Below are 13,956 nucleotides of genomic sequence, written 5' to 3' on the forward strand. Positions count from 1 at the left end.
AGCGATCTGGTCGCGCAGCGCCAGGATCGCGTAGATGGCTTCGAGGCCGCCGGCTGACGCGCCAATGCCCACTACAGTGAACGATGCCGGCTGTTCTTCGATTCTTGTGCCGATGGTTGTCACCGATGCCCCCGTGACGATGTGCAGCCTCTTACATTCGCCGGCTCGGGTCACTCGACGCGGAGCAAAAAACGAAATCAGCTCTCAAGCAGCGCGATTGAAAGCAAGGGCGTCCGTTGGGCGCCGGTTCGGATTGATCGAACGCCGATGCGCGATGACAGACTGACCGCGCCCCGATTATGCACTAGTGGACAAATGTTAGAGATTCCAGCCCCGCTACCTGTCGCGCGAAAACCGGATCATGCAGGTCAGGGTGGCATCTGGAATACGAAATGATGTGCGAGCGCCGCGAACACATGCCAACCGATGAGCACCGTTACCGATCAACTGGGTTCGACCATCGAGTTGAGACGAGCGTCGCACCTGTAAGCCAGCATTCAGGCGTTAATCACCACGCATGGAAACGATCGAAGCAATGCTCGGTTCCACTGCGTTGCATCGCTCCTTATGATCGGACTCGCATGCAGCGTATCGATTGATGTAACCGCGGACGAATCGACGCTGCAGCTTCCATACTCGATGCCACCGTCCGTCGCAATCGTCGCGTGGCGAGAGACCCGCCTCAGCCCTAACGTCACGCCACGCACAATGCCAAAACGAACCGGACACCTACGCCTCGGCGCTTTCCTTTATCCGTCGGGACATCACATTGCAGCGTGGCGTCATCCTGACAGTCAGGCGGACGCAGGCATCAACTTCCGGCATTACGTACAGCTTGCACAGGCCGCCGAAGCCGCGAAGTTCGACCTGATTTTTCTCGCCGACGGCGTGGGCACACGCGGCGACAATCTCGACTTCCTCAGCCGCACCGCTCACAGTTATATCGCGCAGTTCGAACCAATCACCCTGCTGTCAGCGCTCGCTGCCGTGACCACGCGGATCGGTTTTGTCGCAACGGCATCGACCAGTTTCAACGAGCCCTATCACGTGGCAAGGAAGTTCGCGTCGCTCGACCATATCAGCGGCGGACGCGCGGGCTGGAACCTAGTGACGTCATCGAGCGAATACGAAGCGAAGAATTTCAATCGCGATAAACATTTCGATCACGCAGAGCGTTATGAACGCGCGGACGAATTCGCTACCGTCGTGCGTGCGCTATGGGATAGCTGGGAAGACGACGCCTTCTCACGCAACAAAGATACCGGCCGCTTCTTCGATCCTGACAAGCGCCACGTGCTCGATCACAAGGGCCGCTTCTTCCAGGTCAAGGGACCGCTCAACGTAGCGCGATCGCCGCAGGGACAACCGGTCCTGGTGCAAGCGGGATCGTCCGAGTCCGGCCGCGCCCTCGCCGCGCGCACTGCGGAAGTGATCTTCACCGCCCAGCAAACGCTGCAGGATGCAATCGACTTCTATGCCGATGTGAAGGGCCGTCTTGCGGTACATGGCCGTCAGCCGGACGATCTCAAGATCATGCCCGGCGTGTTCCCGATCGTCGGGCGCACGCGATCCGAAGCGCAAGAAAAGTTCGAAGCGCTGCAGTCGCTGGTCGATCCCGTGGTCGGCCTCGCGCTTGTGTCGGGCCTGACCGGTGGTATCGATTTATCCGATTATCCCCTCGACGGCCCGATTCCCGAGTTGCCCGAAACCAACGCAAGCAAGAGCCGTCAGGCCCTGACGATAGAACTCGCAAGGCGCGAGAACCTCACCATCAGGCAGCTTTACCTGCGTGTTGCCGGTGCACGCGGTCACTGGCAACTCGTCGGGACTGCGCAGGATATTGCCGACCAGCTCGAGGAGCGTTTCGTCAACTACGGTGCAGACGGCTATAACGTGATGCCGCCGACGTTACCCGGCGGACTCGACGACTTCATCGAGCTGGTGCTGCCGGAGCTGCGCCGTCGTGGATTGTTTCGCAGCGACTATGAGGGCCATACGCTGCGCGAAAATCTCGGGCTCAAGCGGCCGGTCAATCGTCACGAAACCGAACGGCAGGCGGCATTGGCGGTTTAGACGCCCGTGCTATCGATTCCCGCATCCGAGCTGTAAAGCTTAGTCCAATCGCTTCGTTGCCGCGCACGTGTCCGGATGCTTCAATTTATCGGCGCCACAGCTTTTCGCCATCGTCGATGAGAAAAGCCATTCCACCTTTAAAAGGAACATCCGATGACACTCATTGCTACGCCTGCAGTGCAAGCTGAGCCCTCTCTCGAACTCGACATTCATGCGATCGGCGGCCGGATCGGCGCTGAAATCCGTGGCGTGCGTCTCGGCTCGGATCTGGACAGCTCCACGCACGCCGCAATCAACGCGGCGCTGCTCAAGCACAAGGTCATCTTCTTTCGCGGGCAATCGCATCTCGACGATACCGAACAGGAAGCCTTCGCCAGGCTCTTTGGCGAGACGGTGGCGCATCCTACGGTGCCGTCGGTTGCGAACACCAGCCGCCTGCTCGAACTCGACTCGAAGAACGGCAATCGCGCGAACTCGTGGCATACCGACGTGACCTTCGTCGAAGCCTATCCGAAGATCTCGATCCTGCGCGGCGTGGTGATTCCGCCCGCTGGCGGCGACACGGTCTGGGCGAACACCGTGGAAGCATACGAACGGCTACCGGAGCCGCTGCGCGCGCTTGCCGATTCATTGCGGGCAATCCACACGAACACCTACGACTACGCGGCGAACCGCAGCGCGCCGAGCACCGACGCCGAGCTTGCGTATCGCGACCAATTCACCTCGACGGTGTATGAGACCGAGCATCCGGTAGTTCGCGTGCATCCGGAAACCGGCGAGCGCAGTCTCGTGCTCGGTCACTTCGTGCAGCGTTTCGTCGGCTTGTCGCAACGCGATTCTGACCGCCTGAAAGAACTGTTCCACGATCACATCACCCGCCTCGAAAACACGGTGCGCTGGCGCTGGAATCAGGGCGATGTCGCCATCTGGGACAACCGGGCAACGCAGCACTACGCAGTCGCCGACTACGATGAAGGCGCGCGCCGTGTCGTGCGTCGCGCGACGGTACACGGTGATGTTCCGGTCGGTATCGACGGCCAGCGCAGCCGTGCGATACGCGGTGCCCGATAAGTCTGCTGCAGCCGTGCTGATTTCTATCCGGCGCGGCCCTCCCTCCACTTTCCATTCCAATAAATGACGACACGGCTATTTCTTCGTAATCTTCTGGTCACACTCGGTCTGGCCGCAGTCACCGGTGCGTTTGCTGCTGGACCGGCAATCGTGCGAATAGGCGTTGCCACCCAAGGCTATGGCGACCCGCCAGTCTTCGGCGGCTCGCCCGCGGCGACGGCGCAATTGCAGCATCGCGTTGAAGATGCACTCGCGCCCGACGGCATCAAGGTCCAGTGGCTCTTTTTCAAGGGCGCCGGGCCCGCTGTCAACGAAGCGCTTGCAAACCATCAGATCGACTTCGCCTATCAGGGCGATCTGCCCGCCGTACTCGGGCGAGCGAACGGACTCAAGACCAAGTTGCTGATTGAATCGAATGTACGTACTGGTGTTTATCTCGCCGTGCCGCCCGATTCCGACATCAAGACAGTGAAGGACCTCAAGGGCAAGCGGGTCGCGATATTCAGAGGCACCAATCTTCAGCTCGTCGCCGACAACGTCCTGAAGGTCAACGGATTGTCCGAAAAGGACCTGCGTGTCATCAATCTCGACGACGCCGCTTCGCAAGCAGCGCTGGCATCGAAAGGCGTCGATGCCGTGTTCCTCGACTTCAAGCTCTTCAAGTTGCAACGCCAGGGACTCGCGAAAATCATCTATGCGTCACGTGATGGCGGCCTGCAGTACACACGTCAGGCGCATCTGCTCGTGCTCGATGACTTCGAGCGCGATCACCCGGACGTCGTTCAAAAAGTCGTGACGTCGGTGGTCCAGGCGGCGCAATGGTCATCGGAAGAACCGAATCGAGGTGCGCTGTTCACGCTCTGGGCGAAGAGCGGCGTGCCGGTCGAATCGTGGGAATCGGAGTACGCAAACCAGTCGCTGAAAGACCGCAGTTCGCCGTTGCTCGATCCTTTTATTGTGGCCCGCTATCAATCCGTTGCAGATGACGCCTTGCGCCTGAACCTGATCCGTCAACCTGTCACCGTGAACGGCTGGTTCGAACCGAAGTACCTCGACCAGGCGTTGAAGACCTTGAAGCTGGAGAACTACTGGCCACGCTTCGACGCCTCCGGCAAGCCGATCAAATCGTAAGCGCATTAGCTGCTGCATGCATTCCACGGAGAATCCGACCATGGCAAATAGCATTGCCCGCGCTTTATTGCCCGGCAGTCCATCTGAAACACTTCATGCAGACCGCCGTGCCGTGCTTGCCGCACGCTCGATCGGCTGGACTGCGCTGCCGTGGCTGCTGCCCGCTGCGGTCGCGTTGTCATGGGTACTCGGCTCGCATTACGGCTGGATCTCGGCGCAGATCCTGCCGTCGCCCGTGCTTGTCTTCGATACCCTCAGCGGTCTTGCCAGAACCGGTGACCTATGGATGCACGTGAGCGCAAGTCTCTCGCGCGTCGCGATCGGGTTTGCGGGTGGCGTTGTGCTGGGTTTGCTTTTGGGCGGTTTGCTCGGATTGTCGCGCACCGCTGAGGCGTACATTCTTCCGAGTTTCAACGCCGTGGTCCAGGTGCCGGTTCTCGGGTGGCTGCCCTTCCTGATGATCGTGGTCGGGATCGGCGAGCCGCTCAAGTATCTGTTGATTGGACATGCGGCACTGGTGCCCGTCACGCTCAGCACGCTGCAGGGATTTCGCAAGACGCCCCCCGCCTACCTCGACGTTGCGCGCGTCTTCAAGTACTCCCCCTTTCAGAAGATATTCAGCGTGGTCCTGCCATCGGCCGTGCCTGTGATCGGCACCGGAATTCGTCTTGCATTCACCAAGGCGTGGTTGACGCTTGTAGTCGTGGAACTGGTGGCTTCGTCGGAAGGACTGGGATATCTGATCGTGTACGGGCGCCAGTTGTTTCAACTGGATCTCGTGCTTGCCTCGGTGCTGATCGTCGGTGCGATCGGTTATGCGGCAGACCGGTTGCTCACGCTGCTCGAGAACAGGTTATCGCCGCCACGGCTGGCATGAAGGAGCTGGCTTATGTCTGCATCGTCTCTTGAACTCGAATCCGGCTCCGGCGCCATTACCGGCGCCGATGCTTCGGGCAACAACGGCCGTTGGCGCGGCTGGGTCATTCCAGTCGCGGCCTTCGCGGCCTGGTGGTATCTGTCGCGCAACACGGTGACGGGACACGGCATGATGACTTCGCCTGCGCAGGTCTGGCATACCGCGGTCGATCAGGTCAGAACCGGCGCATTGTGGCGCGCGCTTTCCGCATCGCTTGCGCGCGAATTGACGGGATTTACGCTCGGTGCAAGCCTTGGACTTGCGCTGGGCGCATTGCTTGGCGTGTCGCCTTTTGCCAACCGGCTTGTCGGGCCGAGCTTCAATACGTTCAAACAGGTTTCCCTGTTTGCGTGGATCCCGCTGATCTCGGTCTGGTTCGGTCTCGGCGATCTCGCCAAGGTCGTGTTCTTGTCGCTGGCAGCGCTTGTGCCCGTGGTGGCGCACACGAGCGATGGCATTCGCGCGGTCGCGCCCGAACTGCTCGATGTAGGACGCGTGTTTCGTTACAGCAAATGGCAAACGGTGACGCGCATCGTGATCCCCGCGGCTTTGCCGTCCATCTTCACAGGCGTCTATCTCGCGCTGATCTATTCGTGGCTCGCGACGCTCGGCGCCGAGTATCTGCTGGTTGCCGGCAGCGGCATTGGCAATACGCTGGTCGATGGCAGCGAACAATTCCGCATGGATCTCGTGGTCTTCGGCGTGATCGTGATCGGTATCACCGGGTGGGCGTTGAACTCTCTGGCGCGTGCCGTGCAGCGGCGCTGGTTTCACGATCCGACCGCCTGATTCCCGCTGTTTCTTACTTCATATGGATTCCGAACTTATGGCGACTCTTGCCGCAACCCGGGCGAATGAGCTCAACCTGCATCGTGTAGCGAAGCGTTTTGCGGGCGATACCAACGTGCCGCCGGTACTGGATGGCATAGACCTGAACGTGAGCAGCGGCGAATTCGTCGCGATCGTCGGCGCGAGCGGTTGTGGCAAGTCCACATTGCTGCGCCTGATCGCGGGTCTCGACGACCAGTTCGACGGCAATATCGAATTCGGCGGGGAGCGCATACGCACCACGGACCTCGCGCGTGGCCTCGTGTTCCAGGATCATCGGCTGTTCCCATGGCTCAATGTCGAACAGAACATTGCCGTCGCGCTCAGGAACTCGGGACGCAGCAAAGAGGAAAAGCGCCGCGCCGTGGCCGAGCATATCGAACTGGTTGGACTGAAGGGGTATGAAGGACATCATCCGCATCAGTTGTCGGGCGGCATGGCGCAACGGGTATCGATTGCGCGCGGGCTCGTGAATCGTCCCAAGCTGTTGCTACTCGATGAACCCTTCGGAGCGCTCGATGCGCTTACCCGCAGCCGGATGCAAAACGAGCTGCAACGCATCTGGGAGAGCGAACGCATCACCATGGTTCTCGTGACGCACGATGTTGACGAGGCTGTGTTCCTGGCGGATCGCGTCGTGGTGATGCAGGCGCGGCCTGGAAGCATAAGCAAGGTGGTGCACGTGGGGCTGGAGCGGCCGCGCCGGAAGAGTGATCCCGCGTTCGTGCGACTGCGTGACGATATCCTGGCGGATTTCAATGCGCCGGTGGGCGCGGTGTAACGTTGCGGGTGGGGTCGGGATTGAAAGCCCGACGCCACCCGCCATCTGTCAGATCTGTCAGTTGAGTTCAACCGCCGCAGCGGCATCGACCGGCGATCCTTCCAGCGCTACTGAAGCACGGCCATCCGGTCCGACCGGAACATCGCCAACGAGCGTCGTTCGATACAACTGCCGGTCAAATTCCAGATCGAAGATATCCGAAGGCGCGAGGTGCGCGGTCGAGCGGTTGTCCCAGAATGCGACACTGCCCTTCTCCCACTTGAAGCGCACCGTAAACTCCGGACGCGTCACGTGTTCCCAGAGCAATTCGAGAATCGCCTGGCTTTCGCGGGGCGTCACGCCAACAATGCTTTTCAGGAAGCTCGGACTCACGTAAAGCGCACGCTCGCCCGTTTCCGGATGCACGCGCACGAGCGGATGTTCGCTTACCAGCGTGCGTTCTTTCACTGCCTGTTCGAACGCATTGGTTCCACTTGCACCCGCCGGCGCCGTGAACTTGTGAATCCCGCGCAAGCCATCGATAAAACCCCTCAGCGGCGCCGACAATTTTTCGTACGCGACCACGAGATTGGTCCATTGCGTATCGCCACCGTATGGAGGAATGGTCACGCCTCGAAGTATGGATGCAAACGGCGGATTCACCGCAGCAGTGACATCCGTATGCCAGCCCGTCCATGGACGCAGGAGCGACGGCCCTTCAAAGCGCGTTGCTTTCCTGAACTTCGAGATGGAATAGATTTCGCGATGACCATCGACATGCCCGAATACGGGATGCCCGAGCGTCAGCGCTCCAAACTGCGCTGAAAACGCCACGTGCTGTTCGTGCGTCAGGAATTGCTCGCGGAAGAACACGACACGCCACTTGAGCAACGCTGCACGAATCGCAGCAACCTGCCCTGAGCCGAGCGGCCGCGTCAGGTCGACGCCATGAATCTCCGCCCCGATATGCGCGGATAACGGTGTGACGGCAATATCATCGGTATTGGGAATCAGCGCTGCGCTCATCGTGCATCTCCTCGATGGATCCTTCGTGAAAATCGTTCAGAACACGCGCCCTTCCGTCAGATGGGTCGTGTCGCCGTTCAACTGATAATTGCCGATCACGCGCGCCTTGTGCAGCAGCGGGTTGTGGCTGAAGATCGTGCGCAGATTACGCCAGTGACGATCGAAGTTGTGCACGCGCGATGTGGCCGATGCGCCGCCCGCCTCGAACAGACGTTCTGCAGCGTGCAACGCCAGCTTGCTCACCACGATCTGCGTCTTCGCGGTGGCGAGCGCACCTTGCAGCACGCGTTCTTCGGCGTTACCGTCTTGATTGCGGATTGCATTTGCCGAGCGATCGAGCACGCGGGCGTTCTGTTGCACGAGTGCATCGATTGCGTGACTGTGCGCCCCGAGGTCGCCCACGACCTGCTGGATGAAGTGATCCGTGCGCGCTGATTCAGCCGGACTGTGCAGCACCGGCCGTCCATGATTGAGTACGTAGTTCTCGGCATCCGCTACAACATTGCGCACGATGCCGGCAGCCACCGCGACCAGGTGCAATTGCCGCAACGCCCCGCCGTGTCTTCCCGCAAGCGTGGTGTAACCGCGCTTCATGACTTCGTGTGCGAACACCTGGACGTTATCCAAAACGAGGCTGCCGCTCGCGGTCATCCGCTGGCCCATGCCGTCCCAGTCATCGAGCACTTGTACGCCCTCCCGATTGACCGGAATGACGATACTGACCGGTTCGTTCTCTTCGTTTTGCACATTGATGCGCGCGAAGTCGGAGAACGCGGTTCCCGTCGAATAGTATTTCTTGCCGCTCACCCGGAAGTGTTCACCATCGCGTTTCAGCACGGTGCCGATCTCGCCCGGGCGGGACGTGCCGCGCTCGGTTGAAGCGCCGCCGAAAATCGCGCCTTCGAGTACGCGGCCGATTTGTTTGTCGTTGAATTCCGATCTCGGCGCGAGCAACAGCGACTCGGTCAGGTCATAGTGAATGCGCAATGCGTGCGCAACGTTAGACTCTTTTGCGCCGATCGTGGCGATCACCTGGAACAAGTCCTCGAGCGACCCGCCAAGGCCGCCCCATTCGACCGGAATGCGCAGCAAGCCGAGCTCCGACTTGCGAAACACCGCGAAACCGTCGAATGGAAGCTCGCGCCGCAACTCTCGCGCAGCGCTGTTTTCGCCGATCTTTTCCGCCAGTGCCGGCAAGGCGGCCAATGCGGCATCGAGACGAGATGTCGAGGCAGCTCCCTGCGCTGAAGTCATGCTTTCATTCCTTGTGTGGTGTTTGGTGCGCGCGGGGTCCGGGAATCGGAATTGCCTGCAGCTCGAGCGTCAAAGTATAGAGACGCCTTTCACGGCGCAAAACGACCGATTCCGGATAATGTTATTTCCGATGCTGGATTGGAACCGGCACCGGGACCACTTTCGTGTGCGGTCGGGCAACTCCATTGCTCATGGATGTGGCCGGCGGAACCGTTTGCTTCGCGGTTCTTGAGCGTGTCGCTGACAAAGCGGCGAAGCCTCGGCACACCGATGCCTTCATAGTCGTTCGAGATGGTGAACGCTGTGATTTCGTACTTGTTGCGGTCCAGCACGTTGGGAAGCAGGCCAACGCGTTTCGGACCATCCTGTGTGATCGCCTGAAATATTCGAACAGAACACGCACTGAATACTCCTTCATTCCGATATTTGGAATATCGTTTCCACTGAGCAAGTCTGGGGGCGAACCCGACGCAACGCAGGATCTACCAACAACGGAGACGAAATCGATGGGACAGTTCAATGGCAAGGTGGCCGTGGTTACGGGCGGCACGCAGGGACTCGGCGCGGCGGTCGCTGCGTTGTTCGTTGAGCGCGGTGCGGCGGGCGTGGTGATCTGCGGGCGCTCGCATGACAAGGGCGAGCTCAAGGCCCGCGAGTTGAGCGCGGCTAGTGGCGCGGATGTGCATTACGTGCAGGCGGATTTATCGCAGGTTGAAGATTGCCGCGCGGTGATCGGGGCAGCAGACGCGCGCTTTGGCCGTATCGATATCCTGGTCAACGCGGCGGCGTTGACTGATCGCGGCACGATCCTCGATACCGATCCCGCACTCTTCGACCGGATGTTCGCGACCAACGTTCGCGCGCCGTTCTTCCTGATGCAGGAGACGGTCAAGGTCATGCGGCGCGAACATATCCAAGGGGCGATAGTGAACATCGGCTCCATGTCGGCCATGGCGGGGCAACCGTTCATTGCGGCGTATTGCGCATCGAAGGGCGCGCTCGCCACGCTCACGCAAAACACCGCGTATGCGTTGTTGCGCAACCGCATTCGCGTGAACGGCCTGAACCTCGGATGGATGGCGTCGGACGGCGAGGACCGGATTCAGCGGGACTATCACGGCGCCGCCGATGACTGGCTTGAACAGGCCGCGGCCAGGCAACCTTTCGGAAGGCTGATTGCGCCGGAGGAAGCTGCGCGGGCCGTTGCATTCCTGGCGAGCGATGACTCAGGGATGATGACCGGGTCGATGGTGAATTTCGATCAGTCGGTGTGGGGCGCATTCGACGACGCGCCGCATCCTCGCTCCGAAGCGTAGGACATACGCCATCCGGTGGTCATCGGAATCTCACTCGAACGCAGGATCAACAGGCACGCGGTATCCCACCGCAAGCCTGTTGGTCTCGTTGGCCATGCCGACCACGGCGATCAGCTCGCCAAACATCTCATCGGTCATGCCTGCGCGACGCGCGGCGGCCGTGTGGCTCGCGACGCAATAGCCGCAATTGTTCGTTACGCTCACCGCGACGTACAGCAACTCCTTCACGAGCGGATCGAGCGCGCCTGGCGCCGTCACGTCCTTGATGCTGTCCCAGGTCCGCGCAAGCGTTGGCGGATGCTGCGCGATGAACTTCCAGAAGTTGTTGACGTCCGGGACGCCCCGTTTCTCCTTGATATCGTCGTAGACGGCCTTCACTTCCGGCGCGGCATCCGCGTAATCGATGGGTTTCATCTGGCTCATGGATTCCTCTTTTCTGACAGTGGTCGTTCGATCGGATGTGAAGCAACGCCTGCCATTCTCCTGCATTCGCTGCCGGATTCAAATACCTGTTCAAGTTTCGTCGATAGACATTCGTCACGCGAATTCGCGGGAATGCTCCGTGCTGCACGAAATCATTGATGCCTGGCCACGCCGGGCCACAACCTGAATATCGACTTGTGGAGCACACATGTCCGTACCGAATCAGGATCACCCGGAAGCGCGCCCACCGTTCGTTGCCGCAAGCGAGCGGCGCGCATCGCCCGAAGACCCACCGCTTGCACCCGGACAACGCGTGGGATTTGCCGTCATTGGGCTAGGCCGTCTCAGTCTGGACTCCATCCTGCCGGCGCTTGCGTCGTGCAAGCTATGCAAGCTTGCCGCCGTCATGACCGGCGATACGGAAAAAGGCCGGCGCGTTGCAGCGCAATACGGGGTGCTGGCGGACGCGGTCTACGCATACGACGAGTGGGACAAGCTTGCGCACAATGCAGATGTGCAGGCGGTTTATATCGTGACGCCGAACGGCATGCATCATGAGCAAGTCATCCAGGCTGCGCGGATCGGCAAACACGTGCTGTGCGAGAAGCCGCTCAGCAACACGTCGGCCGAGGCGCTCGAAATGGTTGAAGCTTGCGCTGATGCCGGCGTCAAGTTGATGGTCGCTTATCGGTTGCAATATGAACCGCACAATCGCGACGTCGCAAAAATGGTGCGCTCGGGTGAATTCGGCAAGCTCAAGATCATTGAGGCGCACAACGGCCAGGTACAGGATGACGCAAGCCAGTGGCGTCACGAAGCGAAGCTCGCGGGCGGCGGTTCATTGCCTGACATCGGACTTTACTGCCTGAACTTCGCGCGCTTCGTGACGGGTGAGGAACCCGTCGAAGTGATGGCGTGGGTGTGGAGCACGCCGGGTGATGTACGTTTCACCGAGATCGAAGAGAATGTCGCGTGGCAGATGCGGTTTCCATCAGGCGTCGTCGGGCGTTTTTCAGCGGCCTACGACGCACATGAATCGCGGCACGCGAGGCTTCACTTCCAGACCGCGACCGTCAAGCTCGACCCGGCGTTCTCGTACAAAGGCATCCGGCTTTACGTGAATCACAGGTCTGCCGCACGCGAGGATGTCGAGGTATCGGAAGAACGTGTGTCGGAGGAGAAAAACCAGTTCGGCGCGGAGATGGACCACATGGCCGAATGCGTGCTGACTGGACGCACGCCGGGAACACCCGGCGAAGAAGGTCTGCAGGACCAGCGCATCATGGAAGCGATCTATCGGTCGGCGGCAGAGAACCGGCCGATCATGCTCGAACCCATATCGGGCCCGGACGCCTTCCGCGATGCCCGTCTCTCAGACAAGTGAGCGTGCGTCCATGCAATGGCTTCCTGCGTTCTTTGCGATCCTTGCCGGCATCTCCAATCCGCTGCAGTCGGGCAGCAACTCGGCGCTGCTCAAGACGATCCAGGCGCCGATAGTCGCGGCTTTCATTGTTTATGCAATCGGTGCGGCCTGCCTGCTTGCCGCCATGCCCTTTCTCGGCTTCCCGCTGAAGACAAGCATTTCGAAACTCGCCGATGTCCCTTGGTGGGCGTACATCGGCGGCCTGTGCAACGTGTTGTTCCTGATGTGTACGCTGCTCATCACGAAAAAACTCGGCTCGGCAACGTTCACGACCATCGTGGTGATTTCGGCGGTTATCACGTCGGTGTTGCTGGATCACTTCGGCCTGCTCGGATTCGAAGTGCGGCCGGCCACGTGGTTGCGCATTGGCGGCGCGGCGCTCGCGGCGATCGGTGTGGTGATGATCGCCGTGTTCTAGCCGTGCTCAGAACTTGAACGTATCGAAGAAGGTCTGCCGCTCCAGCACCGTGAGCGCGGCGCGCTTGTGCGGGAAGTTGAATTCCTTGAGCGTATAAAACCCCATCCTGTGCATGTACGCGATATGCCGCACATGATCGATACGCGGTTCGCCAACCAGGCGCTGCGTGCGAGGTTCATCTATAAACATGTAGTGCAGCACCCCGCTCCACCAAGCCTTGAGCTTGCCCGAGCTTTGGAACTGCGCATCGCCTATAAGCAAATGCAGGCCGCGGTCGAAATCGCCGGCATCGTAGAACGGCCCCAGGCGATCTTCCTTCGCCCAGTAGAACTCGAAATACCCGAAAGGTTTGTCGTCGAAATAACCGATCATCGGATGCACGTGCGGGTCCGCCAGCCGCTCTTCCAGATACGCAGCATGTTCCGCACGCGTGCCTTTCTGATCCCAGAAGTAGGCAACGCGATCGAGGTTCATCCATTCGCTGAAGACGTCGGCGTCGGCTTGCGGGTCGACCGTGCGCAAGCTCAACGTCATGCCTATCAACGGAAAATAACGCTCGTATATTGTCCCTTTCGCATTCGGCGGGCGCACCGGATGACGACGATCCTGCGTTACGGTGTAGGTCGATGGCATGGCGCCCGAGGCAGTTGCCTTCAGCCACGGGCGCGGTTGCTGCCAGAAAGTCCAGCGTGATGTCGTGAGCAGGACATGGTCATCGAAGGATTGGACGCTATCGATCACGCCTTCGGCAATCGCGCGGGCGGTGAACGCGTCGAGCGCCCGGGCGTCTGCCTTGGCTACGAACAGTGCGATAGTCGCGCCTTGACGCGAAGGCTCCCCGCAGAAGAGTTCTCCAAGCGCCGGTAATAACGCTTCAGGCGCAAGCTCCGCGTGCCATCCGGTGAATGTGCAATCGGCAATGGCGCTTTCGGCGTCCATCACTTCAGGATGATAAGGAACGTTCATCGTCGTATCTCCGGCGTTTGGCGAGTCAGGTGCAGAGGGTGGCGCGGATGCACGGGTCGCGCGGTCAAAGCGCCACCTTCGTGAAGCGATCCGCCATCGCGGAAAGGCCGCCTTCCAGCGCGGGGAAAAGGCTCAGGTTGAAATTGTTCCAGCGCAGCTCGAGGATGGTGTCGTCTGCATGAATCGGTGTCTTCAGCACGTCGAAGATCACTTCGCCGGAGTCGATGCCGTTATCGACGTAATGAAACGACGCCCCCGTCACGTTCACCGGTGCGACGGGTTGGGTCTGCATCGTGTTCCAGTCGATCACCTTTTCGCCGCGGGCGCCATGCAGCGCGTCGAGCGTCGCGT

13 protein-coding genes and 2 pseudogenes are annotated in these 13,956 nt (G+C 60.2%); 9 read left to right on the plus strand and 6 right to left on the minus strand.

What is annotated here, in order from left to right:
* Positions 1-708 precede the first annotated feature (708 nt).
* From ACFFAR_RS10770 to ACFFAR_RS10795, 6 genes are all read left to right on the plus strand, one after another.
* A complete protein-coding gene (locus ACFFAR_RS10770; protein WP_375507870.1) occupies positions 709-2,073 on the plus strand; it encodes an LLM class flavin-dependent oxidoreductase in 1,365 nt (454 codons plus the stop codon).
* 153 nt (positions 2,074-2,226) lie between these two features.
* Entirely contained in the window at positions 2,227-3,144 is a 918-nt protein-coding gene (locus ACFFAR_RS10775) for a TauD/TfdA family dioxygenase (protein WP_174363254.1), read from the plus strand.
* A gap of 63 nt (positions 3,145-3,207) precedes the next feature.
* The gene (locus ACFFAR_RS10780) at positions 3,208-4,275 is read left to right on the plus strand and encodes an ABC transporter substrate-binding protein (protein WP_375507871.1); all 1,068 of its coding nucleotides are present in this window, start codon (positions 3,208-3,210) and stop codon (positions 4,273-4,275) included.
* Positions 4,276-4,315: 40 nt separating this feature from the next.
* Positions 4,316-5,152 carry an ABC transporter permease subunit gene (locus tag ACFFAR_RS10785; protein WP_174363252.1) on the plus strand — a complete coding sequence of 279 codons (837 nt, stop codon included), beginning with the start codon at positions 4,316-4,318 and terminating at the stop codon, positions 5,150-5,152.
* 12 nt (positions 5,153-5,164) lie between these two features.
* Entirely contained in the window at positions 5,165-5,980 is an 816-nt protein-coding gene (locus ACFFAR_RS10790; RefSeq protein WP_174363251.1) for an ABC transporter permease subunit, read from the plus strand.
* A gap of 37 nt (positions 5,981-6,017) precedes the next feature.
* Positions 6,018-6,800, plus strand: a complete 783-nt coding sequence (locus ACFFAR_RS10795; protein ID WP_174363250.1) for an ATP-binding cassette domain-containing protein — start codon at positions 6,018-6,020, stop codon at positions 6,798-6,800.
* Between the two features lie 57 nt (positions 6,801-6,857).
* On the opposite strand, the gene ACFFAR_RS10800 is transcribed toward ACFFAR_RS10795, so the two are convergent.
* The 3 genes and pseudogenes from ACFFAR_RS10800 to ACFFAR_RS10810 form a co-directional block, all read right to left on the minus strand.
* Positions 6,858-7,805 (minus strand): TauD/TfdA family dioxygenase, encoded by a 948-nt coding sequence (locus ACFFAR_RS10800; protein WP_174363249.1) that lies wholly within the window; start codon positions 7,803-7,805, stop codon positions 6,858-6,860.
* Between the two features lie 36 nt (positions 7,806-7,841).
* Entirely contained in the window at positions 7,842-9,059 is a 1,218-nt protein-coding gene (locus tag ACFFAR_RS10805) for an acyl-CoA dehydrogenase family protein (protein ID WP_174363248.1), read from the minus strand.
* Between the two features lie 89 nt (positions 9,060-9,148).
* A pseudogene (locus ACFFAR_RS10810) lies at positions 9,149-9,466 on the minus strand (hypothetical protein); the annotation flags it as partial.
* A 99-nt stretch (positions 9,467-9,565) separates the two neighbouring features.
* Here ACFFAR_RS10810 and ACFFAR_RS10815 point away from each other — a divergent pair.
* Positions 9,566-10,375, plus strand: a complete 810-nt coding sequence (locus ACFFAR_RS10815; protein WP_075358283.1) for an SDR family oxidoreductase — start codon at positions 9,566-9,568, stop codon at positions 10,373-10,375.
* Positions 10,376-10,405: 30 nt separating this feature from the next.
* Here the strand turns inward: ACFFAR_RS10815 and ACFFAR_RS10820 are convergent, their stop codons facing one another.
* Positions 10,406-10,798: a carboxymuconolactone decarboxylase family protein gene (locus ACFFAR_RS10820; RefSeq protein ID WP_375507872.1), complete on the minus strand. Its 393-nt coding sequence runs from the start codon at positions 10,796-10,798 to the stop codon at positions 10,406-10,408.
* 208 nt (positions 10,799-11,006) lie between these two features.
* On the opposite strand from ACFFAR_RS10820, the gene ACFFAR_RS10825 reads away from it, so the two are divergent.
* Positions 11,007-12,182 carry a Gfo/Idh/MocA family oxidoreductase gene (locus ACFFAR_RS10825; RefSeq protein ID WP_174364759.1) on the plus strand — a complete coding sequence of 392 codons (1,176 nt, stop codon included), beginning with the start codon at positions 11,007-11,009 and terminating at the stop codon, positions 12,180-12,182.
* A 10-nt stretch (positions 12,183-12,192) separates the two neighbouring features.
* Entirely contained in the window at positions 12,193-12,639 is a 447-nt protein-coding gene (locus ACFFAR_RS10830; protein WP_174364760.1) for a DMT family transporter, read from the plus strand.
* Between the two features lie 6 nt (positions 12,640-12,645).
* Here the strand turns inward: ACFFAR_RS10830 and ACFFAR_RS10835 are convergent, their stop codons facing one another.
* Positions 12,646-13,578, minus strand: coding sequence for a GNAT family N-acetyltransferase (locus ACFFAR_RS10835; protein ID WP_375507873.1), 933 nt, complete (start codon positions 13,576-13,578; stop codon positions 12,646-12,648).
* A gap of 91 nt (positions 13,579-13,669) precedes the next feature.
* Positions 13,670-13,956: pseudogene (locus ACFFAR_RS10840) on the minus strand (N(5)-hydroxyornithine transformylase PvdF); the annotation flags it as partial.

This window comes from uncultured Caballeronia sp. (assembly GCF_964243625.1).
In the GTDB taxonomy this organism is placed as follows: Bacteria; Pseudomonadota; Gammaproteobacteria; order Burkholderiales; family Burkholderiaceae; genus Caballeronia.

Coding starts and splice junctions, on each gene's coding strand:
- ACFFAR_RS10770 (WP_375507870.1), top strand. CDS start 709: ATGCCAAAACGAACCGGACACCTACGCCTCGGCGCTTTCCTTTATCCG.
- ACFFAR_RS10775 (WP_174363254.1), top strand. CDS start 2,227: ATGACACTCATTGCTACGCCTGCAGTGCAAGCTGAGCCCTCTCTCGAA.
- ACFFAR_RS10780 (WP_375507871.1), top strand. CDS start 3,208: ATGACGACACGGCTATTTCTTCGTAATCTTCTGGTCACACTCGGTCTG.
- ACFFAR_RS10785 (WP_174363252.1), top strand. CDS start 4,316: ATGGCAAATAGCATTGCCCGCGCTTTATTGCCCGGCAGTCCATCTGAA.
- ACFFAR_RS10790 (WP_174363251.1), top strand. CDS start 5,165: ATGTCTGCATCGTCTCTTGAACTCGAATCCGGCTCCGGCGCCATTACC.
- ACFFAR_RS10795 (WP_174363250.1), top strand. CDS start 6,018: ATGGCGACTCTTGCCGCAACCCGGGCGAATGAGCTCAACCTGCATCGT.
- ACFFAR_RS10800 (WP_174363249.1), bottom strand. CDS start 7,805: ATGAGCGCAGCGCTGATTCCCAATACCGATGATATTGCCGTCACACCG.
- ACFFAR_RS10805 (WP_174363248.1), bottom strand. CDS start 9,059: ATGACTTCAGCGCAGGGAGCTGCCTCGACATCTCGTCTCGATGCCGCA.
- ACFFAR_RS10815 (WP_075358283.1), top strand. CDS start 9,566: ATGGGACAGTTCAATGGCAAGGTGGCCGTGGTTACGGGCGGCACGCAG.
- ACFFAR_RS10820 (WP_375507872.1), bottom strand. CDS start 10,798: ATGAGCCAGATGAAACCCATCGATTACGCGGATGCCGCGCCGGAAGTG.
- ACFFAR_RS10825 (WP_174364759.1), top strand. CDS start 11,007: ATGTCCGTACCGAATCAGGATCACCCGGAAGCGCGCCCACCGTTCGTT.
- ACFFAR_RS10830 (WP_174364760.1), top strand. CDS start 12,193: ATGCAATGGCTTCCTGCGTTCTTTGCGATCCTTGCCGGCATCTCCAAT.
- ACFFAR_RS10835 (WP_375507873.1), bottom strand. CDS start 13,578: ATGGACGCCGAAAGCGCCATTGCCGATTGCACATTCACCGGATGGCAC.